A 26,991-nucleotide genomic window follows, 5' to 3' on the forward strand; every position below is an offset into this window, starting at 1 on the left:
TTTATGAAAGCTCTCGAAAAGATTTTAAATAATAATAAATCAGGTAAGTTTATTTGTGTAGGATTGGATAGCGACATAAAAAAGTTGCCTAAAATTCTGCAGAGTGATAAAGATGCTGTATATAAGTTTAATTCAGAAATTATTGAAGCTACAAAAGATTATGCAGCAGCGTATAAAATAAATTTTGCATTCTATGAACAAAACGGTTCAAAAGGTTTAAGTGAACTGGAAAAAACGGTAGAACTTATTCCCGGTAAAATTCTCTCAATTGCAGATGCAAAACGTGGCGATATTGGTAATACTTCTGAAATGTATGCCCGCTCAGTTTATGAGCATTTTAAATTTGATGCTGTAACGCTAAACCCGTATATGGGTAAAGATTCGCTGCAGCCCTTTTTAAATTATTATGATAAATTAAATTTTGTGTTAGTGCTTACCTCAAATCCAGGTGCAAATGATTTTGAAAAACTTATTTTGAACAATGGCAGATTTGTCTATCAGGAGATTCTTAATAGAATAAACCAATGGAATGAAAATCATAATTGCGGAATAGTATTTGGAGCCACAAAAATTGAGGAGCTAAAATCCAATATAAAAGATTTTGGAGAATTAACTGTATTGCTGCCGGGTGTTGGTGCACAGGGAGGCAGTATGCAGGATGTTAAAAATGTTTTTAATGATAATAAGAGAGAGAATTATATAGTTAACGTAAGCAGAAGTATTATTTATAAAAGCCCGGATTCAGATTTTGCTGAGGCAGCAAGAAATGAAATTATTTCATTACATCAAATAAAAAGTTGATTGAAAACGGTTTAAATCATAAAAATACTTAAGCTAAATTTTACTGTTGTTAAGATATTCATCAAAGAAAGTGCTTAAACTAATTATGAGTTTCTCTTGAAAACAAAAAGCAAATTTCCAGAAGACATTATCTATAAAATTTGGGAAGATAAACGTTTTAATCTGCCGCTTTCTACAGCTGAAGGACTTCCGATAGATATTCTGGATTCAGGTGTTAGAAATAATGAAGCTGCAGGTCCGGATTATCAACATGCAAGAATAAAAATCGGCAATATAACTTTTACGGGTGATGTTGAAATAGATACTGCCCATTCGGATTGGAAGTCACACGGGCATAATATTAATGAAAGGTATAATAAAGTAATACTACATGTAGTTTTATCTGACGATTCTTCCTATCCTTTTGTTATTACTCAGAATGGAAGAAAGGTTCCGACACTTTCGATAGAAAAACACCTTAGCTCTTCAATAAAGAAAAATATCAGTAAAGATCTGGTTGAAATAAATCAGAGTTCCCAAATAAAAATGCCCTGTTCAGAGTTAAACGATAAACTTCCGCGAAAAGATAAACTACAATTAGTTAAAAATCTGGGATTAGTTCGGTTTAAAAATAAATGTGAAAATGATATTGAGAGACTGAAAGAAATAATTTTACTTAAGCAGCTTAAGATTAAAGAACCAAAGGTTTATCATGACTTCCATAAAGAAGTAACAAGCAGGGCTTTCAGTCAATCAGAATTTGAGCAGAAGCAGATATGGGAAAAATTACTATATGAACAAATATTTGAAGCTCTCGGGTATTCAAAGAATAAAGACAGTATGCTTAAGCTTAGCAGATATGCAGAGATAGAAAATATTTATAAAATTGAAAATCTTAATTCGGAAAAAATTGAAAGTATCTTATTTCATATAAGCGGTTTGTTCCCTGAAGTTACTGAAATAGCTGATGAAAGAACTTCAGAATATGTACGAAGCTGCATTGATATATGGAATAATGCTAAGATGAATTTTGATTCAGGGATAATGAATAAAAATGAATGGAACTTTTTTAAACTAAGACCACAGAATTTTCCTACATTAAGAATTGCTGCCGGTGCCAGAATACTAAAAAAGCTTGTTACTGCTGATCTATTTAACAATCTGACTACGGTATTTGAACAGTTCTCAGATACAAATAAAATTATTAATAAACTTCGCAATACAATAATTATAAAAAGCGATGGATATTGGGCTAACTATTATACTTTTAATAAACCATCAAAAAGTAAATTAAACTATTTTATCGGTGTTGGTCGTGCAGATGAAATTGTTGTAAACATAGTTCTGCCATTATTCTCTGTTTATTTTGAGATGATGAATCAAGCAGAAATATCCAAAAAGGTTCTCAATGTATTTTTAAATTATTATCAAAAGGAAAGCAATCATTTAGTTGATCAGGTTAATGAGAATCTCGGTTTTAAGAATGAAAAATTCCGTAGTGTTTATTATCAGGGAATGATTGAATTATTCAGGAATTATTGCATAAAGGACAGATGTCTGCAGTGTGAAATAGGCAAAAAGGTTTTTACTAATTACTCTGAGTAAGCCTTTTAATTTCATCTCTTAATTTTGCAGCCCGTTCAAACTCTTCGCTTTCCAAAGCTTCTCTTAGCTTATCTTGTAATGCAGCAATTTTAGCATCTTTAGATAATGGCTTTTTATCCTGTTCCAACTCGGTACTTTCAAAACCAGGTATTTCAGATTCATCAGAAGGTAAAAATGCGGCGGCTGCCATTACATTTTCACTAACAAAGATCGGTGCATCAGAACGTACTGCTAAAGCAATAGCGTCGCTTGGTCGTGCGTCAATTTCATTAGTTAACCCCGATGCTTCTAAAATAATTCTTGCAAAAAAAGTATTATCTCTTAATTCAGTTATAATTATCTCAACTACATTTGCACCAAGATTATCAATCAGAATTTTTAATAGATCATGTGTTAATGGTCTTGGTGGTTTTATTCTTTCCATTTCAAGAGCTATAGCTTGTGCTTCAAATCCGCCAATAATTATCGGCAGTCTTCTTACACCATTAACTTCTTTAAGAAGGATTGCATAGGCGCCGCCGGTAGAAGCGCTTGATGATAGACCAAGTATTTCACACTGAACTTTTTCCAACTTTAAGCCTGTTGAGTTATGATTTTATTTTTTTTATTTCTTCGGTTAAAACTGGTAAAATATCAAAGACATCTCCAGCAATACCATAATCAGCAACACTGAAAATAGGTGCATCTTTATCTTTATTTATTGCAACAATATATTTTGATGAAGACATACCTGCCAGATGCTGGATTGCACCCGAAATTCCGCAAGCAATGTAAAGAGAAGGAGAAACCGTCTTACCTGTTTGTCCAACCTGTTCACTGTGTGGTCGCCATCCGGCATCAACAACAGCTCTGGATGCGCCGATTGCAGCACCAAGAACATCTGCCAAGGATTCAATAAGATTAAAGTGTTCCGGTCCTTTCATTCCTCTGCCTCCGGCTACAATAATGTTTGCTTCTGCAACATCAAGTTTTCCTTCAGATTTTTTGTATGCAACTACTTTTGATTTCAGGTTTGGATTTGTAATCTCTTCAACTTTTATTTCAGGATTTTGCCCAGATACTTTTTCAGCTTTAAAAACATTTGGTCTGATAGTAAAGATTTTTACATCAGAGCTAAGTTTTGATCTTATGAGTGCTTTACCTGCATAAACTGGTCGTGTTGCAATTATTTCACCAGTTTTTACTGTTAGATTTACACAATCAACAATACAGGCAGATTTTAGCTTAACTGCTATTCTGGGAGCTAATTCATTTCCAAAAGAAGTATTGCCTAATATAATTATGCCTGCATTAGATTCTTTAGCATAATTGCTAATCAAATCCGAGTAGGCACTTGAGCTAAAGTTATACAACTCAGCATTTTTTAAGTGGGTAATTTTTGCTGCACTATAATTTCCAAGATTTGATAATCCTTCGACTTCAGAACCGATTACAACAGCTTCAAATTCAAGGTCTAATTCTTTAGCAAGAGATGCGCCGACACTTACAGCCTCATAAGAAATTTTTTTAATACTGCCTTCTCTTTGTTCAATTATTGATAAAACTTTATTTGCCATATTTACACCTATATTACCTTTGCTTCTTCTCTTAAAAGTTTAACTAATTCAGGAACTACACTCTTATCTGTTCCCAATATTCTTCCTGGCTGCTTTGATGGTGGAAGAAACATCTCAAGAGTTTCGCTAAGCAGAGAATAAGCTGCTGCTGGTTTTTCAGCTATATTTTTTTTCTTTGCAGACATAATACCTTTTAATGAAGCATATCTTGGCTCATTCAAACCCTTTTGAGCAGTGATTACAACGGGGGTTTCGGTTTCAACAACTTCACGCCCACCTTCAATTTCTCTTTCGGCAGTAACTTTATTACCATCTAATTTTAAATCAACTACAACAGGAATACAATTATAGCCTAAAAATTCAGCAGTTAATTGACCTGTTATTGAATTATCAAAATCTACGGATTGCTTTCCGAAAAAAACTAATTCACAACCCAATGATTTTATTTCTTCGCTAAGCGCATATGCAATTCCAAATGAATCCCGTTGAGCATCATCTTTTAATAGCACACCTTCATCAACGCCCATTGCAAGTGCTTTCCGGATAGTTTCTTTGTTAGCTTCTCCACCGACGCTTAATGCATAAACAATAGTATCAGATCCTAATTTTTCTTTTGTCTTCAGAGCTTCTTCAATTGCAAACTCATCATAAGGATTAAGTATATATGTAACTCCTGCTGAATCAATAGATTTGTTATCTGAGCCGATCTTTATTCTTGTTGCAGTGTCTGGTACATGACTGATACATACAGCTATTTTCATTTAACCTCCATAAAGTTCTTAGATTTTTGTTCAAAAATATAAACATGTATGTATCTAAAAACAATTTTATTATTTTTTACATATTAAAATTACAGTATCTTATATTATCTTTAGCAAGGTTAGAAAAGAAATAATGTTGCTTATGGAATTGCAGCCAAATGAATCTCAACACTATGAAGCTATAACTGAAGAGACCACAGGTATTGGTTTAAGTTCTCGGGTGTTGCTGTTTAACGATGACTGGCACACATTTGATGAAGTAATAACACAATTAATCTCTGCAATAAAATGCACTTACGAAAAAGCAAGAAGTCTGGCTTTTGAAGTTCATGTTAAAGGTAAAGCAATTGTGTTTAACGGCAGTATGAAAGATTGTCTGATAGTATCCTCTGTGTTAGAAGAGATTGCACTGCACACACAAATTATTACTTAACTCAGTTATTTTTATTTTCGCAGTTTACGCAAGCACAGTATTGATAAATCTCGTCATATCCATAATGTATCGTCAACTCATCACCTGATTTGATATTTGAAACTGCAAGTAGTAGTAAATTCCCTTTTTCGTCCTCATCAACATCACAGTTATAATTACAAGAATGATTTATATACTTCAAAAGTGAATTATTAGAAACATCTATAAATTCATTATCGTTTTTGTAAAAGATATAAACATTATTCTCTTCATTTTCTCTGCGTTCACATTCATCGGAATCAATAACTTCACCGGTTATTTGCACGATGACATCTCCTTCATTAAAAGAAGTATTTGCAAACAACCCTTTGCCATGAACTGATGACTTATCAACCTTTAATAAGTTTTTATACATATATGAATTAATGAAATAGTTATTAAAATCAGGCAGCTAAAATATGAATTTTTGGTGTACTAAAAAATTATTATCTGTTTCGTTGATTACTGAGTATTTACCTAAAATGCTTTTTATTTTCATTATTGGGAGAATTGTTTATTCATTTTTCAAAACAAAGAAAAGGATATTAGTTGCTAATCAAAAATGATTGAAAAAAGAAATATTTTTTGGTATTTAATTTGTTTTATAGGATAATCTACATCAATATATTCAGGGAGAGTACTGTAAAATAAGTTTTCAGTAAATAAGAATTATCTATCATTTTTTAGTTTTTGCCTTTATTGATAATTCTTTCCATATTGCAATAAACATTAACTTAATTTTAGGAGGTTGTATGAAACTCTTTAGTTGCTCTCTAGTTGTTTTTATGCTCGTTTCATTAATTGACGCTTTTCCTCAAAACGGAAATTCGTTTATCGGCGTTGAAGCATGTGCAATGTGTCATAAAACTGAAAAACAGGGAAGTCAGTTATCTATTTGGCAGAATAGCAAACATGCCAAAGCTTACGAAACCCTCAAAACAGAAAAAGCAGATAATATAGCTAAAGAAAAAGGTTTTTCTACTCCAGCAGTTCAAACAACAGAATGTCTTAAATGTCACGCCAGCGGGTACAATGTTGATCCATCTTTATTAGGAAAGAAGTTTAAAATTGAAGATGGAGTTCAATGCGAAACTTGCCACGGAGCAGGCTCTGCATATAAGGATATGAAAATAATGAAAGATAAAGAACTTGCCATTAAAAATGGATTAGTAGTTCATGATAAACTGGAGAATTTCTGTATTGGCTGTCATAATGTTGAAAGTCCTACATTTGTTGATTTTAATGTTGATGAAGCCTGGAATAAAATAAAACACCCGAAGCCATAAACTAAAAAATCTATTAAAGAATAATTTAGCAGATGCATAAATGAAGAAACTTATACTTGTTTTTCTGCTTGCAATAAACACAATAGTTTTTGCTCAGAATATAAATGGTCGTTTTTCAAGTTCTGTTTACACTTTTGAAAGATATGATTCACTTAATTCTTCTGAAAACTATGTGCGAGCATATGAAATGCTTAATCTTAATCTTAACTATGATAAGTTTTCAGTCCGATCTTTTTTAAATTTCGAAACTGACTTAACTAAAGAGCAGATTTCAGACCCAAGGTTAAGGTTTTACAACTTATATCTTGAAGCCAGAGATTTACTAAATATAGCTACTGTCAAAGTCGGAAGACAGCCAATAATCAACAATGTAGTTGGCGGCTTATTTGACGGCGGCTCTATTATTTTAAAACACACTGATTATAAGTTGAATGCATTTTATGGTGGAAATGTCCCTGCCTATCAGAAACTGGAAATAACAAATAATTTCAAAGACAATTTTATTATGGGTGGTAAGTTTACTACCACTGTTATTCCAAATTCTCAATTCTCGATCGGTTATGTTAATAAGAACTTTAAGCCAGATAGTTATTTTGCAAACAGATTAGACCCGAATTTGAATCTTATTGAAGTTGAAATTGAGAATAAATCAAATCAGTATCAGTTTATTACGGGTGAATTAAATTATACAATGCCTGAAATTGTTCAGGCATTTTTCCGTTATGATTATGATATAAATTTCAATCAGACATCAAGATTTGAGTTCGATGCCCGTACCGAAGCAGTTAAAGATCTTGGTTTGAATGTTTATTACAATTTCAGAGAGCCAAAAATCAGATATAATTCAATTTTTTCTGTGTTTGATTATGGCAATACCCACGAGATTGAAATAGGTGCCGATTATAAAATAAATCGAATAATTACTGTTATTGGGAAGTTTGGTAATGTTCAGTATAAGGATGAAAACTCCCAAAGAGTTGCAATTGGTTTATCAACTTCTTATGGATCTTTGAATTATCGTAAAACATTTGGCTATGCTGGTGAACTTGATGCAATTTCACTTTACTCAGGTTACACTTTATTTGATGGTTTGTTAACCCCTTCAGTTGGATTATCATATACAAATTACAAGCTTAGTCCCGATGCAGAGTCTAATAGTATTACATCGTTATTAGTTGGTACAAATATTCGACCCTTTAGAGTTTTATCCTTTGATCTTCAGGGACAGTATATGGATAATAAAATCTACAAAAATGATCTTAGGTTATTCTTTAAACTTAATTACTGGTTTAACTTAAATATTTAAATCTCATATTATGCAAAAAATCAAAGTACTATATCTGTTTATCTTTCTTGGCATAACTGCATTATTATTAACAGGTGCGGTAAGCAGTAAGAAAGAAAATAATCTATCTTCAAATGAAGGCAAGATCAAATTTTCTCATTCGCTTCATAAAGACCTTGTGGATTGTCAGACTTGTCATTCAGCAGTAATGGAAAGCATAAGCCTTAAAAGTAGTTTATTCCCGAATCACGATAATTGTTCAGATTGTCATGAAGTAGATAATGACGAAGAATGTTCAACCTGTCATTATGATGATAATTTTGAAGCATTATCTGCCAGTAAAACCGGATTAATATTTAATCATAAATTTCATCTCACTGATCAGAAAATTGATTGTGAATCCTGCCATAAAGGTATTTCTGAAGTTGATTATAGTTGGCAGGCTGCTCAGCCAAATCCGCCAATGGAGCAGTGTTACAGCTGTCATAATGATAAATCTACTGCTTCCAATGCTTGTGAATCCTGCCATACATCAACAGTTAATCTGATACCACAAAACCATAGAGTTGTAAGTTTTGCCAAAACACACAAGTTTGCTGCATCTGAGTTTAAGGCTAATTGTATAATGTGCCACGATAATCAATCTTGTGATGAATGCCATGTTGCAACAATTGGAATTACAGAAGTTAATCTGAAAAATGATTTTTATCAGCCGTATTATTCAAGCAATTTTGTAGATGGTGCAAAAGTTCAGGTCATCAACCGTGTTCATGAATTAAACTATAGATTTTCTCATGGTATTGATGCGAAAGGAAAAACCTCTGATTGTCAGACCTGCCATCAGGTAGAAACATTTTGTGCTGAATGCCATCAATCAGAAAATCAGGATTTTGCTTTTGGCGGAATAGTACCAGCAACTCATCTAAAACCTACATTTAAAACTTTTGGTGTTGGTACCGGCGGCGGCGATCACGCAACTTTAGCAAAAAGAGATATTGAAAGATGTATGTCCTGTCATGATGTTAATGGTGCTGACCCAACTTGTATTACTTGTCACTTTGACGCTGATGGTATAAAAGGTACTAATCCAAAAACACATCCTATCGGATTTATGAAGGGAGAGAAAGGTGATTGGCATAATGACTTTGGTTCTATTTGTTATAATTGCCATACAAGTGCATCACCGAATTCTCCGCGGTCTGCAGGATTCTGTAATTATTGTCATGGAATTTAAATGAAATTTAATAACGGAAAATCAATGAAGTACTTAAAAATATTTTTTGCAGCTAATGTTTCATTTTTATTTTTTATTGGCTGCAGTGATATAAGAGAAGACATTCCAATATCTGCACCTAAGATTGCACTTCATAAAGACGGAATAAAAAATCCGGCTTCTCCAAATTTTCACGGTAAGCTTGTGGCAGCTGCTAATTGGGATATGAAACAATGTCAGCAATGTCATGCTGCTAATTATAACGGAGGTACTGCAGAAGCAAGCTGTTATACTTGTCATAAAACTCCCGGCGGACCTGAAGCCTGCAATACTTGTCACGGTGATTTTGCAAATACTTTAAGAATTGCACCGCCAAGGGCTTTGAATGGTAATATACTTTCATCTGATAGGGGAGTTGGAGCGCATACTAAACATCTTTTTGATAACAAACTTGGTAAAGTTGTCAGCTGTAATGAATGCCATATAGAACCGGCAGCAGGATTTTCTGACCCATCACATATTGATAATACACCAGGTGCTGAAATAATATTTGGTTTGCTTTCAAGATTACAATCAAATGTTTCCGGTGGTTTTAATTATCAATCCAGCCTTGGGAACTTTACCCCAAACCCAAGTTTCGATGCTTCAGATGGAAGCTGCTCAAACACTTACTGCCACGGATATTTTAAAAATGGTAATTTGAATAATGCAGTTTTGTTTACTGCACAATCACAGGGAGCAGCTTGTGGTACTTGTCATGGTGATGCAGCTACCGGCAATCCATTACCGAAAACTCCTGCTCAGGGAGGAACACATCCGCCGAGTCAAAATTGTCAGCAATGTCATGGTGATGTAGTAGAGAATAGCAATGGTAATTATTCAATAGTTAATAAGGATAAGCATATCAATGGTAAGTTAAATGTTTTTAATAATGAATTTGAATTTTAACATTATCAGGTAATACAGAAAATTAAAGCCGCACTAAGATGCGGCTTTTTTTATTGTCTTAAGGTTTTGTTTTCAGTTTGCTTATACCGGAAAGAGTTGTATCAGTTAATAAGTTTCACCGATCTAAATCCAAATTTGTAAATGCCGTTTACTAATAAGCATAAAAAAAGATGCTGTCTCAAAGCCACAATTTGTCAGTCTGAGTTTGGCAAGACTAATATTTGTGCAATAATCACACTTCAACAAGTTCGGAGTGATCCTAAACTTTATTAATGAGACAGCATCAAGTTTTATTAAAATATCAATCCAATATCTATGTATTGAATATTTTTTAATCTGCCATAATCTCCATAAGCATAGTTAAATTTTATGCTGATACCACTTGTCATTTCATAATTTATTCCAGCGCCCAAAGTAAAACTTTGCTCACTGTTTGCCAGAAATAATGATTTATATCCTCCTCTGATAAATACTAATTCATCATAGGCTAATTCTATTCCAGCATTAAGATACTCACTATTATCATTGGGATGAGTTGCATCAAAAGCTGTTTTAACTCTTATGTATCTTGATTTAATCACGTCCATTGAAAATCCGATTCTGAAGATCAGCGGAAGATCATATTGATCCATTTCAAATTTAGCCGGAATATTATTTGGTCCTGTGCTGATATTATTATCAGGATCATAATTAAGCTGAATATCTCTTCCATCCAGTTTCATTTTAGTTCCAAAGTTGGAAATGCTGGCGCCGATTACTAAATCATTAAAAGGGGTTACATAGTACGTTCCAACATCTAAGGCAAATCCAGTTGATGAGGTACTCCAGATTGATTCTCTGATAAACTTAGCATTAAAGCCAATTGAAAATCTATCAGTCAGGCTTTTTGCATATCCAACAGCAAAAGACACAGAGCCTGCATCCCAATACTGTCCATTGCCTTCAGGGAACTCGAAAGTTCTTACTTTATCCTCAGGGATTCTAAAAGAAGTAACAGAAAAAGAAATTGCTCCGAAGGATTCAAGATTTAAAGATACCGCAGCATAATCGAAATTTATATCTGCTAACCATTGTGTATGACTGAATGCAACCTGTCCGTTCCCTTTACTAATTGCTATACCCGCGGGATTATAATATGCAGCATAAATATCATCACTTACACCTACATAAGTTCCACCCATTCCAAGTGCTCTGGCACCTGGTGCAATTTTAAGAAATTGTCCGGCAGTAGTGCCAACTTTAGAAATTTCTCTAAATATTTGCGGATATATATTTATTTGACTAATAACGAAACTCAGCATCAGAATTATTAGTATAGAAAATTTTCTCATTTTAAAATTACTCCATTAAATTCATTTCAAATATTTTTGTGATAGAATTTTAACTATCTCTAATATTTTTATAATCTATTTAATTACAGCAAACCTGCCGATTTTTTCACCAACTCCGGGAATATCAACATGAAATATGTAAACACCATAAGCTATTCTCATTCCCTCCGAGCTTAAAAGATCCCAGCTAGCCATACTTGTTAAATCATCTTTTTCAATTGTATCAACAAGCTCACCAGTAATAGTGTATATTCTGATTGTACATCTTGGCGGAAGATTTCTGAATTGAATTTCTCTTTCTCCGCGCTTTGTTAAAGTTCTGCCCGGATTTTCAGACAATCCGTATGCAACGTAAGGGTTAGGAACAACATAAATATTATCTAAAGATTGTTTTTGAAGCTCTTTGTTCTCTTTTACTTTTTTTGTTTCAAAGATATAAGTATCTCCTGATTCAAAAGGCTTTTTAGTCTTTATCTGAAAAACATCTCCGCTTTTAGGAAGAATCTGAGTGGGTTTGGATTTATCCAGTTTTAATATAACTTCATAACTTGTGGCAGCATTGGTTGCCCCCTGAGGCTGAAGAACAATACCTTCACCCCAATCCCATCTTTTATTATTTCTTCTTGCAGGTATAATTTCATCAATCACAAAAGTTGCAGGTTCATTGGCAGTTACATTAAATATTTTAAAAGGCATTGCAAATTTTCCAATTAAAGTATTAACAGTATCAGCAAATTTCCAGCTTCCATCTGCTAAAGTATCAGTATCGTTCCATCTGATTTCCCAATCAGCACTAATTTTTGTTCTTAAACTAGCAGTTCCAATTAATGCAGGATAGAATATTGTATCTAATACGGTTACATTACTGTTATGAATAAACTTAGTATTTTCAGCATCAAAATGAAGTGAATCAGCTTTGATGAAAACTCTTAATCCGTCAAATGCTGGATTGCCATCTTCATTATTCAATAGTTTGCTTTCATAAACAGGATAATATCTGTAATAAATTTTAAACTGTTCTCCGGCAGGTAAATATCCAGGTCGTCTTCCGGCAATCTGTCCGGAGATATAGTTAATGATTATTTTTGAAGTATCAACCACATTATTTGACTCATCTAATAGTTGTAAACTGCCTGGTAGAATGTTTCTATGAGGAAGAGTAACAAGGATAGTATCTTTAGATATAAATGTGGTTTGGATACCTGTAGAATCAAGAACATTATATGTCTTTGCATCTTCAAAATCTATTTTATAAAGATTATCCTTAACAGCAAGTTTATCTAATACTTTAACTTTTATTTTACCAGTTGCATCTGAGTTTACTGATGTTGGTTCACCATCTAATCCAACTTCAGGATCAGTTATTCCTGTTGAAATGGGACCAGGAGTAACCTGAACAGTATTTACATCAAAAATCAGCTCACCGGTTAATGGATCTTGTTGAATAACGGACTGGGTTTCTGTCGGTGGTAAATCAGGTGAGCCATGATCATAAGCTACAACAGCATAATAATAAGTAACACCATTTTGTACTGTAGAATCAACATACTCGTGCTGCAAACCGGTGTTATCGCCAAGATAATATTTAACACCGCGTCCGTCATATTCACGTTGTGCAAGACCGGAGTATTCATTTATCAAATCAAACTGAGCTCTTTTGCCTGTGTTTGGATCAATAAGCGCCTGACCTAAAAACGGAACTCCATTAGCATCGGTAATTGTATAAACATCCGAGAAGTTAAAATCTCTGCTTCTATAAATTTTGTATCCTTCAAAGTCTTTTGTGCGGGTTAAGGGGTCAACCGAATCTTCGGATTTAGCATCCCAGAATAATCTTACTTTACCATCTTCGGCAACTGCGGTAACAATTGGTTTTGCCGGCGGTTGTGCAAATCTGTAATCGGCTTCAAGAATTCTAACAGAAGTAATTGCATTAAGAAGCAAATCATTAAGATTTTCACCCATTATTATTGCCATCGAAAATCTTTGAGTTTCACCTCTCTTAAGTGACATAGGTCCGGTAGAGAAACAAAAAATATTATCGCCGGCAGTTTTTAATAACGGCTGTTCAGGATCAATATAAGGTTTTGTAAACCATTGCCACATAAGTTCATCTTCTTTAGGAAAGTTTGAATCACCGTACCGCCCTGCAGTAAAGCCAGTTAAACCCATCATATCAGATTCTGAGATATCTCTATATCCAAAGTTAGGTTCTGAACCAGCCCATTTATATCCCGGTAATCTGATATCACTTAAAGAAGCTTCTTCTTCTTTATCCATAATGCCATTATTGTTTATATCAAGATACCATGCTTGCGAAGGAGCACCGTCTCCTTCACCATAGTCAGGTCCCGGATAATTGGGTGATTCTGGTCCTATTCCATCTATTCCAACATCATCTTTTTCTGGGTCCCAATCTCCATCTTCATCACCAGACCATCTTGGCTTAGGAGCGCCATAAACCCTTGTATATTTAGCAACATCATAAATACCATAAGTAAGTGGAGTTGCAACGCCATCAATATAAAATCCTTTATCATTAAACGGGCTTTCATCAATAATTCCATCGTCATCATTATCAATTCCATCATTATCAAACGAAGGAGATTCAAGGAATTTCCAACCAAAATAACCTGGAATTTTTCCACCCATTCCCTGAAAATCTTCATCCCAAGCATAAACCATACTTCTTGCTCTTTGATCGAAAGAAGGGAAGTTAGGCGGCAATATAGGAGGAACAAAAAATGCTCTATCGTCATTATAATCTGTAGAGCCGCCAACGTGAGGATCGCCATACATACCAAAGTAAACTTTATCCAGGTCTTTCTCCGAAGCATTTGTAACCTGATAAACCATAAAGATTATATCTTCAGCCATTGGGTTATTAAACTGTAATATTCTTACAGTAACCTCTAAGCCTAAACCACCTTTAGTTGGGTCGCTGGGGAATGGCTGATAACGATCAATAAATTCATAGTTAGTATAATCATCAATAGCATAAAACACTTCTTCATCAGGTGCAGTAGCCATATCACCTAAAAATGCAGGCCAAAGATATTTGCCGGCAACAGGTGAGTACCATTGATCAGGCCAAGAGTCAGGTTTACCATCTCCATTTTTATCTTCTGCTAAAAGAGAAGCAATTTTATTCTGATTTGGGTCTGAATAACCGGTCTTAGGCAGCCAGCCCCATTTTAAACTTCCGTCAGGGCTGTAATCGCCCTCAGTAGTCCTTATATGTGAATCGCTTATAATGTGTAATGTATCTCCATTAACATCAATGACCTCGGCACCGGCTAATAAGCCAAATTCAAATCCATAACCTAATCCATTCCAAACCAGGTCAAGTACATTTGATAACACACTTGGTGTGCAAACAGAACCATAATTATATAAAATTGTAGTTATTTTATTTCCTTTGATAGTTATGTCTTTTATTTCTCTTTTTTCACCATTTACTTTGTTTAATTTAACTCCTGTAATCGGACCAAACAGAGCTTCAGATTGCTCAGGTGTTAAATTCTTATAGAAATAAGGATCAACACTATCTGGAACCTGTGCAACAGTTAAGCTGGTTAAAAAGATCAGAAGCGGCAGTATTAAAAAAAATTTCTTTCTCATTATAAAAACCCTAATAGAATGTTCAATTAAATATTATTGAAAAACCAAGTCTTACTTCACGCGGTCGGTTTACATTTTCCGGGCGTCTTGAATAATAATTATCAATAAAACTCTTATCAATTAATCCCGGATCACCTCTGTTAATTCTGTTTCGCAAGTCATTAAACTGATTTGCATTTAAAACCTCTTCAATATTAGACAATGATTTTCCGGAGCTTGCATACACATATCTGTCATTTTGTGTATCAAACAGATTGTTAATATGGATAAAGACAGAATAGTTTAATGGGCCAAAAGAAAAGTATTTTTCAAATTTAAGATCAACTTCCCATTGCATTGATTTAGAGCCTGAGTTTTGCTGATACGTAATAGTAGATAAACTTGGAGGTAAAGCCGGTGTGTAAGGAGTGCCAGCTTGAATATTATATATTACACCCACAGACCATGAACTTGGTTCTGTTAAAGTAAAAGTACCATTTATTAAATGCGGGCGGTCGAAGTCCAAAGGTACTAAATAAGTCTCTGTTTGTTTTCCAGAAGCTTCACTAAAGAATAAATCCTCCTCCGGTTCAGTTCTGTTTCCTTCAGCAACCTGAAAAGTATAATCGAGTGTTGCAGAAAACAATTCGCCCGGTCCTCTTCTTTTAAGGAAGGAAAGCGTGATTCCTCTAACATTTGAATAAGCAAGGTTTGTTAATACTTTGTACTGACGTGCCTGTTCAGTATAAATAGTCTGTGTAAAAATATAATCTCTTACATCTTTATAATAACCTGTCAGATCAAATTTGAAATCATCTGTAAGCTGCTGCTGTAATCCGATTTCATATTGTACAGAGCGTTGAGGATTTACATTAGGATTTCCAAATGTAGGAATTGAAGCAATATTAGGCACCCATCTTACATCATTTGAATATAAACTTGATAATGAACCAATCTGATAAAAATGTCCGTAAGAAAATCTTATTACACCTCTATCAGTGATCGGATAAGAAACACTGAATCTTGGCGATAACATATGCTTAACTTCTGCCGGTTTCAGATATGCATTCATATATCCTGATAATGAATCAGTAAGATTCTTAGAAAAATCATAATTATAATCAGAAGCTGCATTAAAAAATTCGTATCTAAATCCAATATTGAGTATTAAAGTTTTTGCTAACTCCATTTTATCAAGAAAATATACAGCGCCCTGGAAAGGATTTTTGTCATAAGTTGAAACGTCGAATAGACCGCCGCGAATAATTGTCAGCGAAGTATCATATAATACATCATTTATATTAAGCGGAGTAATTGAAGGTATGCCTCCAATATCTTTGTATTTATAAAAGTCTAAAGTAAAACCATCTCTTTTAATATTATGTTTTCTGAATTCAAATCCTGCTTTTACCTCATGAACACCAAACATCTGAGAAACCAAATCTCCTTTGATGCTGTAAGTTTCAGTTGATCTGTGCCAAATTTCATTATCAGTTCCGCCAGAATAGTATGTTGTATTACCAACTGTCTTTCTATAAAAATTAGGCAGATATCTAATATCATTTGGATTTTCATAAAGATAATGTTCTGCACGGTTAAATGAATAAGACCCTTTTAATGTATAGAAGGTTTTATCATCAATTGTATGTGTTAAATCGAGTGTATTGATTACACCTCTGCTGTAATCCCATCCTAAGCCATCAGGATTAAACAAGTAATTCCTTTTGAAATCTCTTGACTTAGCCCTGTCATAAACAAATTCATATTTTAATTTTATCAGAGAGCCGAACTTTTGACTTACATTAAATTGTAAATTAAGAGTTTGATTTGGATTAATTGGAACATATTTTTTATCGCCTGTTGGTGTACCATCACTGCCAGGTGTAAAAGGATTGAAGAAATAAGCACCCGTTGCATCACCATATCTTGGATCAGAATTTTTAAAATTGGCTGGAGTTAAATATGAATCACTGGGATTGTACAATCTGTAACCATAATATCCGCCTTTAAAATTTTCATATATTCCTGATGCAAAAAATTGCGTTGATGAACTGATAGGTAAAGGTCCTCCAAAGGTTGCTTCAACACGAGCTCTGTTTAGAACATCAATTTTATCCAAATTAGTAAAGAAGTCAGTTCTGGAAGTAACATAGTCGCCGCCGTAACCTCTAATACTAAATGTATATTTATCTGAGCCTTCTTTGGTAACATAATTAACAACTCCGCTAAGTGCATTTCCAAACTCTGCACTAAATGTTCCTGTAGATACCGAAGCCTCCTGCACTGCATTGGAAGCTAATCCTACCGATCTTGCATTTCCATAAGGATCATTTAATGAGAGACCATTCAGAGTGTATGCCACTTCATTCCCGTATCCTCCTCTAACGTGGATACTGCCGTCATCGCCGGTAACAACTCCAGCTTGTAATTTTATTACATCAGCGATATTATCAACAGGCAAATTCTCAAGTGATTCAGATGTAATAGCAACTGTAGGGTTTGTTAAATCCTGCCTGATCAGTGGATTCCTGTCACCCTGAACTACAACAGCTTCAAGCGTAATTTCACCCGGATTTAATTTGAAGTCTAAACTAGTAGTAAAACCAACATTAATGGTTATATCTTTGATAGTAACTTTCTGATATCCGATATAAGATGCAGTAACATTGTATAATCCTGGCGGAATATTTAATATGACAAAATTTCCTTCTGCATCCGATGCTGCACCTAAAGTAGTTCCATCAATTAAAACGTTTGCAAAAGGGATACCTTCATCTGTAGATGCATCAATTATTTTTCCCATAATCTTTCCGGTAGATTGTGCATATAGTGAATTGCAAACAAATGAAGTAATTAAAAATAACAGTAGTAAAATTTTTTTGTACATCCGAGACCTTCTAAGTCAAATGAATAATTAACATCGTTTGATAAAAACTTTGATTAGCTAATATTATAACTTGAACAATATTTTTTCTTTAATGTTACTATAATAAAAGAGGCTGTTAAAGTATTAATAAATACTTTAGACCAGCCTCCTAAACATTAAAATATTACTTTCTACTTCAATAATGTCATTTTAATTGATTTGCTGAAATTACCATAAGTTAATGTAGCAATGTAATTACCGCTTGCTACTTTAACACCACTATTGTTCGTAGCATCCCAAACCGTTTCGTAGCTTCCTTTTTCAAAAACTTCATTGTTGATCAGAGTAGCTACCTCCTTCCCAAGCATATCATATATCTTCAAAGATATTTTTTTCTGTAACGGGAGGATAAATTTAATGGTTGTTGAAGGGTTGAAAGGATTCGGAAAATTATTTTCTAATACATAATCTTCAGGCATAACAATATTATATCCCTGATCAACTAATCCTGTTGGACCAGTGAATTCCAAAACGCGGATTGTTTTTCTGTATTCATTGATGAACTTATGAGTCAAGTTAGGATCCAATTCCCATGAATGAGTAGAATCTACCCAGAAATATTCATATACAGTTGTTGAATCGTAAACACTTTGTTCGGATATAACCATTTCCATTTTTCCGTCCTGGTCTATATCAACGCCATCTGCAAAAATATAAGCTGTAAATGGGGTCTCTTGTCGCAGGGTATCAATAATTGAAGGATTTAATACATAAGTAGTATCTGTACCATTTATTACTGTATCAATTCTTCCATGATAAATTCTGAAAGTTGCAAATACGTCTCCGCCTTCACCTGTATAAACAAGATTAGCAGTATAATTATCTTTATCTAATAAACTGCCGGAACCATTGTACTGAACAGCTATTATGTTAATACCTCTGCCGCCTCCTGTATAAATTTCATCTTTTCCATCTTTGTTCAAATCTCCTTTAACGCAGGGCCAAAGTTCAACTTGACCTGTTTTTCCACCTAAAGCACCCAGATCAGAATTCAAAGCAATTCTTCCAAATCTTTTTGCAACAGAATCAGGATCACTGTGAAACAGATTTGCACTTACATCACTTGGTGAAAACTGAAACAGAACCATATCAAAGTTATCCTGATATAATGTACCAACAACTTCATCTATTCCATCACCGTTAACATCAGCAGCAGTTATACCAAAATAACTAACACCGTCTTTACCGACAGGTGAATATCTGTTATAAACACCTGGCAAACTTGTATCTGGATAAGCGTATGTATCATTTCCATTAACCTGAATTGCCCACATACCGCATCGATCCCAGTGGTTATTAATTATGGTAAGATTACCATCACCTTTTATATTAGCAGCGGCTGAACTGAAGTATGAACCAGTAATTCCATAATTACTTCCATTTTGAGTTTCATCGAGCCTGCCGCCCTCGCATACTAAGCTGGCGAAACCAGGGAAACTGCCGTCAATTGATAATACAAAAACATTTCTCTGTGCAGAAGTATGACAAATAATCTCTGTTTTGCCATCACCATCTAAATCTTTAACCAGTAAAGTTTCGCGGTTTAATCTTAATGTTTCACTCGTACCGGTTGCTGATGAGAACATAGCATCTGTAATTTCATATGCTGGTTCTGTTCCCCAGGAAGAACCATCCCATTCATAAAACGCAATTCTTCTTTCACCATTTTGTTCAAAAATTATTTCAGGCATTCCATCACCGTCGCAATCACCAACTTGCGGGAATCTTGGTGTTGATCCACTTGAAGTTGTGGAAACAGGAGATGACCAGATAATTTCAAGATTTCCAGCGCCATCATGTTTTAGAACGTGGACTCTTCCTCCGTTTGTATAATCAGTAGAAATAATTTCTTGTTCCCCGTCATTATCTACATCTGCTACAATAACTCTTCTAACACCTAAATCACCAAAATATGGTGTAGAAGAATCCGGAGCAGTGCCTGCATAAGCATTAAAAGTTGCATAACTTTGCACCTCAATAGGGGTAGTTTGAGCTTGCAATGCGGAAGTAATCAAAAGTACCGCAGATAAAAGTACAACAATTTTTTTCATTACTTTTCCTTTCATATTTGTTGGTTGAAACAATACATTTTCTGAAATACAATATAAACAACTTTTTTTAAAAAATAATATATTTTTTAAAAAATCAGATTTTGAGTTTTAATAATAACCTTCTGGAAAATTATTGTATAACAAGAGCTGCATGTCATCCTTCGACAAGCTCTGGATGACAAACAAGTGTTACAATGAGTTCATCTAAGTGTGAACGTTAAAGAAAAAATAAAACTCAGATGTCACGTAGAGCGAAGTCGAAACGTGACAGAAACAAAAGTCAGTCTTCGACTCCGCTCAGACTGACAAATGGGTGTCACGTTGAGCGAAGTCGAAACGTGACAGAAATAAAACTCAGTCTTCGACTCCGCTCAGACTGACAGATGGTTGTCGCATTGAGCGAAGTCGAAATGTGACAGAAACAAAGGTTCAGTCTTCGACTCCGCTCAGACTGACAGGAACAAAATTAAGTCTTCGACTCCGCTCAGACTGACAGGTGATAGTCACGTTGAGCGAAGTCGAAACGTGACAGGAACAAAGGTTCAGTCTTCGTCTCCGCTCAGACTGACAGATGGTTGTCGCATTGAGCGAAGTCGAAATGTGACAGAAACAAAACTCAGTCTTCGACTCCGCTCAGATTGACAAATGGGTGTCACGTTGAGCGAAGTCGAAATGTGACAGAAACAAAATTCAGTCTTCAACTCTGCTCAGACTGACAGGTGATAGTCACGTTGAGCGAAGTCGAAATGTGACAGAAACAAAGATTCAGTCTTCGACTCCGCTCAGACTGACAGGAACAAAGGTCAGTCTTCGACTCCGCTCAGACTGACAGGAACAAAGGTCAGTCTTCGTCTCCGCTCAGACTGACAGGAATAAAATTCAGTCTTCGTCTCCGCTCAGACTGAATTGCAGTCTTTATTCTTACCAATATCAATCAGATTTTTCTTATTTTTGACTTAATCATACAGAATATTACAAGTGTTATGGCTGCTAAAGAAGCTAAAGCCCGAATCAAAATAAATAAGCTGTTGGAAGAAGCCGGTTGGCGGTTTTTCGATAGTGAATTTGGTCCCGCCAATGTTATACTTGAAAACAATATTAAGCTGACTCAGAAATTACTTGATGAGTATGGTGAAGACTTTGAGAAATCGAAGAATGGCTACATTGATTTTTTATTACTCGATGATCGTGGCTACCCTTTAATTGTTCTTGAAGCTAAGTCAGAGGATAAAAACCCTCTTGTAGGAAAAGAGCAGGCACGGAAATATGCAAAGGCACAGAATTGCAGATTTGTAATCCTATCTAACGGTAATCTTCATTACTTATGGGATCTCAACCACGGCAATCCTTATGTAATTACTAAATTCCCTGAACCTTCTTCTATTAAAATCTATAAAGATCATCAGCCTAATCCGCAGAAACTTGTGGATGAACGTTTGCTCGATGATTACATAGCACTTACTCAGCTTCCAAACTATTTTGATAATCCTGCTTTCAAGGATGAATCGCTCAGAAAAGATTTCATCGAGAAGAATAAACTAAAATTTCTTCGCTCTTATCAGTTAAGAGCAGTTGATAAACTTCAAAAAGCAGTGCAGGCAGGAAGCAACCGTTTTTTATTTGAGATGGCAACGGGAACCGGTAAGACACTTATCGCTGCTGCAATTATAAAATTGTTCCTGAGAACCGGTAATGCAAAACGAGTTTTATTTTTAGTTGATAGGTTAGAGCTTGAAGATCAGGCAAATAAGGCATTTGTAAACTTGCTGAAGAATGATTACAAATCTGTAATCTATAAAGAGAACCGGCAGGATTGGCGTAAATCTGAAATTGTAGTGACAACAATTCAGTCACTTCTTTTCAATAACAAATATCAGAAATTCTTTTCTCCTACGGATTTCGATCTGGTAATATCAGATGAAGCTCACCGTTCAATCGGAGGAAACTCAAGAGCAGTGTTTGAATATTTCATCGGATACAAACTCGGTTTAACAGCAACACCAAAAGACTATCTTAAGAAAATTGACAAAGCTGGACAGCAAGTCAGAGATCCACGTGAAGTAGAAAGGAGAATATTACTTGATACTTACAGGACCTTTGGCTGTGAATCAGGTCAACCAACTTTTCGGTATTCGCTGATAGATGGCGTTCGTGACGGATATCTGATAAACCCTGTTGTTGTAGATGCCCGAACTGATGTAACCACACAGCTATTATCGGATGAAGGTTACTCGGTGATTACTTTTAGAGAAGATGGTGAAAAGGAAGAAGAAGAGTATTATCAGCGTGACTTTGAAAAAAAGTTTTTTTCTGAAGATACAAACAAACTGTTCTGCAAAACATTTCTTGATAATGCTTTGCTCGATCCGGTAACAAAGGAAATCGGCAAATCAATCATATTCAGTGTTAGTCAGAACCACGCTGCTAAACTAACGCAGATATTAAACGAGTTTGCAGATCAAATGTATCCGGGAAAATACAATTCAGATTTTGCAATTCAGGTTACTTCTCAGATTCCCGATGCTCAGCAATTCACAATAAACTTTGCCAATAATAATCTTAGCGGTTCTGGTAACTTCCTTCCCACTTACAAAACAAGCAAAACGAGAGTGTGCGTTACTGTTGGAATGATGACGACCGGATATGATTGCACAGATATTCTCAACCTATGCTTAATGCGTCCAATATTCTCACCTACAGACTTCATCCAGATTAAGGGCAGAGGCACACGTAAGCATAATTTCCTTGAACAATTATTTGATAACGATCTGAAGGAACAGATTGCTGAGCTTGATAAAACGAAGTATAAACTCTTTGACTTTTTTGCAAACTGCGAATACTTTGAAGAGAAATATAATTATGATGAGGTATTAAAGCTTCCGAGATACCCAAGAAGAACACAACCAACGGGTAATGAAGGACCTGTTGTAATTGAAAGGTTTGAAAATTTCGATCCTGATAAGCTTATTGCGATGGAAGTAAAAGAAGTTGGTTTATCAGGAATGAAGATAGACCGGATGTTCTTTGAGCAATTTGAGGACAGGATTCGTTCGGACAAATTCATTCAAGAGTATGTTGAAAAAAGAAGCTGGGACTCTTTAATAGAGTATTTGAATCAAAACATTATGAACAAACCTGAATATTTCTATACGATTGAAAAACTTAGAAAAGCTGCCGGAGTTGACAGAAGAATATCCCTGCGTGAAGTTGTAGAAAAAGCTCTCGGTTTAATTCCCGGATTCAAATCAAAAGATCAACTGCTTGAAGAAGAATTTGAAAAATTTATACTTGATAGAAAACCAGATAAACCAAAAGATATTCAGGCAATGAAATATTTCTTCAAGGCTTATATAACAAGCAGTCAGGTTAGAGATATTATTGAGAGCAGGGATTTAACTCAGCTAAATGTAAATGCGATCTTTACAATTAAAGATTATAAAGCTGTTCCGAAGGAATGGCGTGAAATAATTCCTGAATATATAAAAGACTATGTTCCATTAAATCAATTTATGATGTAAATGCCGTTCGTAAAAATCTGGATACATATAGTATTTGGGACAAAGAATAGAGAGCCTTTTCTTGTTAAAGATGTGCGTGAAAAAGTTATTTCACACATTATTGAAAATGCTAAAACCAAAGGCATTTTTATTGATTGTATTAATGGGTTTAATGATCATCTGCATGTTCTTATTTCATTAGGTAAAGAAGAGAACATCGCCAAGGTAGTTAATCTGATAAAGGGCGAAGTGTCTCATTGGATAAATAAAAATAAAATAACCAGAACAAAGTTTGAATGGGCAGATGAGTATTTTGCTGTTTCTGTTAGTGAATCTCAGGTAAATGTGGTAAGAAATTATATCGCGAATCAGGAAAGGCATCATAGTAAGAGGAGTTATTCTGAGGAGTATGAGGAGTTTGTAAGGAGATATGGTTTTAAGTATTTGGGCTAAAGCCCGATTCTCTTCATAGTTCGGTATGTCTCCGTCCTAAAGGACGGAGTTATTGTTGGTTGGATTGTCTTCTTCCTAATGATAGAGTTGTTGGGCTAAAGCCCGATTCTCTTCATAGTTCGGTATGTCTCCGTCCTAAAGGACGGAGTTATTGTTGGTTGGATTGTCTTCTTCCTAATGATAGAGTTGTTGGGCTAAAGCCCGATTCTCTTCATAGTTCGGTATGTCTCCGTCCTAAAGGACGGAGTTATGAATTGTTGGTTGATATGTCTCTGTCTCTCGGATGGAGTTGTTTGTCTCCGTCCTAAAGGACGGAGTTATGAATTGTTGGTTTGTATGTCTCTGTCTTAAGGATGGAGTTGTTTGTCTCCGTCCTGAAGGACGGAGTTATGAATTGTTGGTTGATATGTCTCTGTCTTAAGGATGGAGTTGTATGTCTCCGTCCTAAAGGACGGAGTTATGAATTGTTGGTTGATATGTCTCTGTCTCTAGGATGGAGTTGTTGGGCTAAAGCCCGATTATATCTTAGTTCTTAATTCCTCTGGCATAAATGCTGGAGTATAAATAACAAGTTGATACCTTCATCCTTTAGGATTCAGAAAGAGATGAATCGAGGATATAACCAACTCCGTCCTTCAGGACGGAGAAGTCCGAGACAGAAATAATTAAGGGCTTTAGCCCAAACAAAAGGATATTATGCTTGATAACGAAACAAAACGACGAATAGATACTGCAAGAGATATCTTAGTAGGTAAAGTTCCTGATCCAAAGTCGCAGGTTGAACAAATTACCATCTCACTCATCTATAAGTTTATGGATGATATGGATGCAGAAGCAGAAGAGCTCGGTGGTAAAAGAAAATTCTTCTCAGGTGAGTTTGAACGCTACAGCTGGAAGAAGTTGATGGCTCCTGATCTTGGCGGGTTTGATGTTCTTACTCTTTACGGTGAAGCAATCCAGAAGATGAATATCAACCCAAACATCCCTCAACTGTTCAGAGATATTTTTAAGAATGCATTCTTGCCATACCGTGATCCTGAAACATTAAAAAGTTTCTTAAAAGTAATTGATGATTTTGAGTATGATCATTCTGAACGGCTCGGTGACGCATTTGAATATCTGCTCTCTGTTCTCGGCAGTCAGGGAGAAGCTGGACAATTCAGAACTCCAAGGCACATAATTGATTTTATGGTTGATGTTATTTCACCTAAAAAAGATAATACAATTCTTGACCCGGCTTGCGGAACAGCAGGATTTCTTATTTCATCTTATAAGCATATACTCAAACACAACTCAAGTAATTTTATTCCCGAAAAAGATAAAGAAGCTTATCAGCAGACTGATGTAAGCATCGCTGAACTTACTACTGGTGGAACACAAAAGTATAAAGGCGATAAGCTGACTCCCGATGAAAGAGCAATGCTATCCAGGAATATAAAAGGGTATGATATTTCTCCCGATATGGTTCGGCTATCGCTTGTTAATCTTTATCTGCACGGATTTACAGATCCAAAAATTTCTGAGTATGATACACTTACAAATGAAGATAACTGGAACGAATACGCTGATGTAATTATGGCTAATCCTCCGTTTATGTCACCAAAGGGTGGAATAAAACCGCATAAAAGATTTTCAATCCAGTCTAACAGAAGCGAAGTTTTGTTTGTTGATTATATTGTAGAGCACTTAACACCAAACGGCAAAGCTGCAATAATTGTTCCCGAAGGAATTATCTTTCAATCCGGAAAAGCATACAAGCAGTTGCGTAAAATGCTTGTTGAAAATTATCTCTTTGCAGTTGTGTCATTACCGGCAGGTGTGTTTCAGCCATACTCAGGTGTTAAGACATCTATTCTGCTGATTGATAAAACACTGAACAAGAAAACAGATAAAATACTTTTTGTAAAAATTGAAAATGACGGATTTGATCTTGGCGCACAACGCAGACCAAAAGCCGGAAGCCAGTTACCAATCTCTGCATCTTTAGTTAAAGAATATATCACCACTTGTCATTCCGGACTCGACACGGAATCCACTCTCATTGAAAAGTTCGGTCCAAACAATCTTTGGAATATTGCAACCAAAGAAAAAATTGGTGAGAATGAAGACTGGAATTTGAGTGGAGAGAGATACCAACATAAAGTTCTTCATAAAGCATCGAATTATACTCTTATTTTGATACGTGATTTAACTGAAATTGTAACGAAAGGAACTACACCAACCACTGCTGGATATAACTTTGTTGAAGAAGGGATTAATTTCATCAAAATTGAATCTATCACAGATGAGGGAAAATTTATACCCAGTAAGTTTGCCTTTATTACTGAAGAATGTCATCAAGCGTTAAAGCGATCCCAGTTGAAACAAGGTGATGTCCTATTCTCAATTGCTGGTGCATTTGGAAGAACTGCCGTAGTAATCAAAGATATTCTGCCCGCAAATACTAACCAAGCTCTTTCAATTATTAGATTAAAACGTAATCTTATCATTCCTGAATACCTTTTTTGGATATTAAAATCAGAAAAGATATTAGAAGAAGTTCAAAGTCTTAAGGTGGGTGTTGCTCAATACAATTTATCCCTAAAACAGATTAACGAAATAAAAATCCCACTCCCACCACTTGAAATACAAAAAGAAATAGTTGCAGAGATAGAAGGCTGGCAAAAAATAATAGACGGTGCAAGACAGGTTGTAGAAAACTACAAACCACAAATTGATATTGATCCGGAATGGGAGATGGTATCACTTGCAGAAATTATAAAATTATCAAGTGGTAAAGGATTGGCAGTTAGCCAGCTTGGTGAAGGAAAACATCCTGTTTATGGTGGTAATGGGATCAATGGTTATCATACAGAATATTTCTTAGACAATTCAACTATTGTCATCGGAAGAGTTGGTGCTTATTGTGGTGCTGTTCATATAACTCAACCTAAATCGTGGGTGACTGATAATGGTTTATATGTTACAGATTTTTTACGGGAAATAAATATTAAATATTTAGCTCAATCACTTACACAACTGAATTTGAATAAGTATGCTAAAGTTGGTGGTCAACCATCTATCTCTCAAAAAACGGTAACGGAATTACAAATAGCTGTTCCTAAAATTAAAATTCAAGAGGAGATCGTATCAAGACTTGAGACTGAAGAAAAAATAGTTGAACAGAACAAAAAACTCATTTCCATCTTCGAGCAAAAGATAAAATATAAAATAGCAAAGGTATGGGGGGAGTGAGATGGAAGAAAAAT

General features: G+C 35.0%; 18 protein-coding genes. 10 read left to right on the forward strand and 8 right to left on the reverse strand.

Annotated features, from left to right (window positions below; genetic code table 11):
* The first annotated feature begins 3 nt into the window (after positions 1 to 3).
* On the forward strand, positions 4 to 801 hold the full coding sequence (pyrF, locus tag ROY99_09755; GenBank protein MDT3696663.1) for an orotidine-5'-phosphate decarboxylase: 798 nt from the start codon (positions 4 to 6) through the stop codon (positions 799 to 801).
* Positions 802 to 897: 96 nt separating this feature from the next.
* Positions 898 to 2,385 carry a DUF2851 family protein gene (locus ROY99_09760; GenBank protein ID MDT3696664.1) on the forward strand — a complete coding sequence of 496 codons (1,488 nt, stop codon included), beginning with the start codon at positions 898 to 900 and terminating at the stop codon, positions 2,383 to 2,385.
* On the opposite strand, the gene ROY99_09765 is transcribed toward ROY99_09760, so the two are convergent.
* Genes ROY99_09765 through ROY99_09775 form a run of 3 tightly spaced genes read right to left on the reverse strand, consistent with a single transcriptional unit; the run spans position 2,369 to position 4,702 of the window.
* A complete protein-coding gene (locus ROY99_09765) occupies positions 2,369 to 2,956 on the reverse strand; it encodes a DUF151 domain-containing protein (GenBank protein MDT3696665.1) in 588 nt (195 codons plus the stop codon). The genes ROY99_09760 and ROY99_09765 overlap by 17 nt on opposite strands.
* Positions 2,957 to 2,972: 16 nt before the next feature.
* Positions 2,973 to 3,941 carry an electron transfer flavoprotein subunit alpha/FixB family protein gene (locus ROY99_09770; GenBank protein MDT3696666.1) on the reverse strand — a complete coding sequence of 323 codons (969 nt, stop codon included), beginning with the start codon at positions 3,939 to 3,941 and terminating at the stop codon, positions 2,973 to 2,975.
* 8 nt (positions 3,942 to 3,949) lie between these two features.
* Positions 3,950 to 4,702: an electron transfer flavoprotein subunit beta/FixA family protein gene (locus tag ROY99_09775; protein ID MDT3696667.1), complete on the reverse strand. Its 753-nt coding sequence runs from the start codon at positions 4,700 to 4,702 to the stop codon at positions 3,950 to 3,952.
* 133 nt (positions 4,703 to 4,835) lie between these two features.
* On the opposite strand from ROY99_09775, the gene ROY99_09780 reads away from it, so the two are divergent.
* Positions 4,836 to 5,135, forward strand: a complete 300-nt coding sequence (locus tag ROY99_09780) for an ATP-dependent Clp protease adaptor ClpS (protein MDT3696668.1) — start codon at positions 4,836 to 4,838, stop codon at positions 5,133 to 5,135.
* A 1-nt stretch (position 5,136) separates the two neighbouring features.
* On the opposite strand, the gene ROY99_09785 is transcribed toward ROY99_09780, so the two are convergent.
* Positions 5,137 to 5,529 carry an SET domain-containing protein-lysine N-methyltransferase gene (locus ROY99_09785; GenBank protein MDT3696669.1) on the reverse strand — a complete coding sequence of 131 codons (393 nt, stop codon included), beginning with the start codon at positions 5,527 to 5,529 and terminating at the stop codon, positions 5,137 to 5,139.
* Positions 5,530 to 5,905: 376 nt separating this feature from the next.
* On the opposite strand from ROY99_09785, the gene ROY99_09790 reads away from it, so the two are divergent.
* From ROY99_09790 to ROY99_09805, 4 genes are read left to right on the forward strand one after another with little or no spacing between them, the layout of a single operon-like run.
* Positions 5,906 to 6,439, forward strand: a complete 534-nt coding sequence (locus tag ROY99_09790; protein ID MDT3696670.1) for a cytochrome c family protein — start codon at positions 5,906 to 5,908, stop codon at positions 6,437 to 6,439.
* Positions 6,440 to 6,479: 40 nt separating this feature from the next.
* Positions 6,480 to 7,745 (forward strand): hypothetical protein, encoded by a 1,266-nt coding sequence (locus tag ROY99_09795; GenBank protein ID MDT3696671.1) that lies wholly within the window; start codon positions 6,480 to 6,482, stop codon positions 7,743 to 7,745.
* A gap of 10 nt (positions 7,746 to 7,755) precedes the next feature.
* A complete protein-coding gene (locus ROY99_09800) occupies positions 7,756 to 8,958 on the forward strand; it encodes a cytochrome c3 family protein (GenBank protein ID MDT3696672.1) in 1,203 nt (400 codons plus the stop codon).
* A gap of 24 nt (positions 8,959 to 8,982) precedes the next feature.
* Positions 8,983 to 9,885, forward strand: coding sequence for a CxxxxCH/CxxCH domain-containing protein (locus ROY99_09805; protein ID MDT3696673.1), 903 nt, complete (start codon positions 8,983 to 8,985; stop codon positions 9,883 to 9,885).
* A gap of 293 nt (positions 9,886 to 10,178) precedes the next feature.
* Here the strand turns inward: ROY99_09805 and ROY99_09810 are convergent, their stop codons facing one another.
* The 4 genes from ROY99_09810 to ROY99_09825 form a co-directional block, all read right to left on the reverse strand.
* Positions 10,179 to 11,216, reverse strand: coding sequence for a PorV/PorQ family protein (locus ROY99_09810; GenBank protein ID MDT3696674.1), 1,038 nt, complete (start codon positions 11,214 to 11,216; stop codon positions 10,179 to 10,181).
* A gap of 75 nt (positions 11,217 to 11,291) precedes the next feature.
* Positions 11,292 to 14,837 (reverse strand): hypothetical protein, encoded by a 3,546-nt coding sequence (locus ROY99_09815; protein ID MDT3696675.1) that lies wholly within the window; start codon positions 14,835 to 14,837, stop codon positions 11,292 to 11,294.
* A gap of 22 nt (positions 14,838 to 14,859) precedes the next feature.
* Positions 14,860 to 17,619: a TonB-dependent receptor gene (locus ROY99_09820; GenBank protein MDT3696676.1), complete on the reverse strand. Its 2,760-nt coding sequence runs from the start codon at positions 17,617 to 17,619 to the stop codon at positions 14,860 to 14,862.
* Positions 17,620 to 17,873: 254 nt separating this feature from the next.
* Positions 17,874 to 19,793 (reverse strand): T9SS type A sorting domain-containing protein, encoded by a 1,920-nt coding sequence (locus ROY99_09825; protein ID MDT3696677.1) that lies wholly within the window; start codon positions 19,791 to 19,793, stop codon positions 17,874 to 17,876.
* A gap of 983 nt (positions 19,794 to 20,776) precedes the next feature.
* On the opposite strand from ROY99_09825, the gene ROY99_09830 reads away from it, so the two are divergent.
* The 3 genes from ROY99_09830 to ROY99_09840 all read left to right on the forward strand — a co-directional run bounded on the left by ROY99_09830 (position 20,777) and on the right by ROY99_09840 (position 26,977).
* A complete protein-coding gene (locus tag ROY99_09830) occupies positions 20,777 to 23,311 on the forward strand; it encodes a DEAD/DEAH box helicase family protein (GenBank protein MDT3696678.1) in 2,535 nt (844 codons plus the stop codon).
* A complete protein-coding gene (gene tnpA, locus ROY99_09835; protein ID MDT3696679.1) occupies positions 23,312 to 23,743 on the forward strand; it encodes an IS200/IS605 family transposase in 432 nt (143 codons plus the stop codon).
* Positions 23,744 to 24,439: 696 nt separating this feature from the next.
* Positions 24,440 to 26,977, forward strand: coding sequence for an N-6 DNA methylase (locus tag ROY99_09840; GenBank protein MDT3696680.1), 2,538 nt, complete (start codon positions 24,440 to 24,442; stop codon positions 26,975 to 26,977).
* The last annotated feature ends 14 nt before the right edge of the window (positions 26,978 to 26,991 follow it).

This window comes from Ignavibacterium sp. (assembly GCA_032027145.1).
GTDB lineage: Bacteria > Bacteroidota > Ignavibacteria > Ignavibacteriales > Ignavibacteriaceae > IGN3.